This is a genomic window from Cystobacter fuscus DSM 2262, assembly GCF_000335475.2.
GTDB classification, from domain to species: Bacteria; Myxococcota; Myxococcia; order Myxococcales; family Myxococcaceae; genus Cystobacter; species Cystobacter fuscus.
Window position 1 is genome coordinate 1 of the sequence record NZ_ANAH02000046.1, and the last position, 1,196, is coordinate 1,196.

Genomic DNA, 1,196 nt, shown 5'->3' on the forward strand with positions numbered 1-1,196 from the left:
AGCCCTAACCCTCCGTTACCCGTTGCAACCATGCTTAGCGGATTCCGACTTCCATGGCCACCGTCCTGCTGTCAAGATGTACTAACGCCTTTTGTGGTGTCTGATGAGCGTCCACTCCGGCACCTTAACCTCGCGTTCGGTTCATCCCGCATCGCCAGTTCTGCTTACCAAAAATGGCCCACTAGTGTTGATACATTCGAATGCCCACGTTCAATTAAGTAACAAGTCCATCGCGCACCAGCAACATCAGGAGAGGATGGCCAGAACGGACGAGAGGCGGCGGGCGGTGTGCTCACCGTATAGCCGCGGCGCCGGTAAGTGCGGCCGTGAATCACACTCGAGAGAGCAGCAGCGCCCTTGAAGTGTGATTCACGATCTAGACGATCACGTCTATGCAAAACCGCGCTGCAACCGCCGTCCCTCATCCTCATCCACCACATCCACGCCCGCTCACACAATGCCCCGACGAATCGACTACGCGGCCGAGCTTGGCCAGGCCCGCTGTCATCAACTCATCATGGCCGAGAGGACGAGCGCACACTGCACCGTTACCGCAGATACCTCCTGCTGGCTCTTTGCAGGCAGCAGAAACACCGACGGCTACGGGCAGGTTTGTGCCCCTCCCCCGGATGACCTCTTCGTCCACGCCGCTAACGTCTGTATAGCTCTGGGCTAAGCGCAACTCGGCCCTGGGTCAAGCAGGGCGCGGGGTGCTCTCGGCCTTCCTTATACATATTGTCGCCTACGTGGGGTCTCGAGGCCAAAACCCGCCGCAGGACTGCCAAGTCAGTCACCTCTGTGACCGACGAAACTGCTTCAACCCGGATCACCTCCGTGCGGAGAGTCCCCAAGTCAACAACAGTCGCAAGGGCTGCGCAGGTCCCATATTCTGCTCTATCCATGGACACCTTGTCGTCGACCTCTGCACCCACCAGCCGCGCTGCATACGAGCGGCAAGAGCCGACGTCTTCTGCTGTCTCGCCATCAGGGAGAGCGATAGCCAGTGGGGTTCGAGGACCAACAGCGCCGCCACAGATCGGTCGGCAGCGTCCAGGGATACCGTCACCACACAGCGTGGCGCCAGACAGTCGCAGTCCCTCCTGGAGTGGATGAGCCGCGCTTCGGAGTCTTTTGATGGCGCCAGGGAGCTGGAGGAGGCGGTGGCAGAGGGTCTTCTGTGAGGATGTTGCAAGTGT

The 1,196-nt window shown here is 59.9% G+C and carries 1 protein-coding gene; it reads left to right on the plus strand.

Annotated features, from left to right (window positions below; genetic code table 11):
* Positions 1-710 precede the first annotated feature (710 nt).
* Positions 711-1,181, plus strand: coding sequence for an HNH endonuclease (locus D187_RS59430; protein ID WP_043433452.1), 471 nt, complete (start codon positions 711-713; stop codon positions 1,179-1,181).
* Positions 1,182-1,196 lie beyond the last annotated feature (15 nt).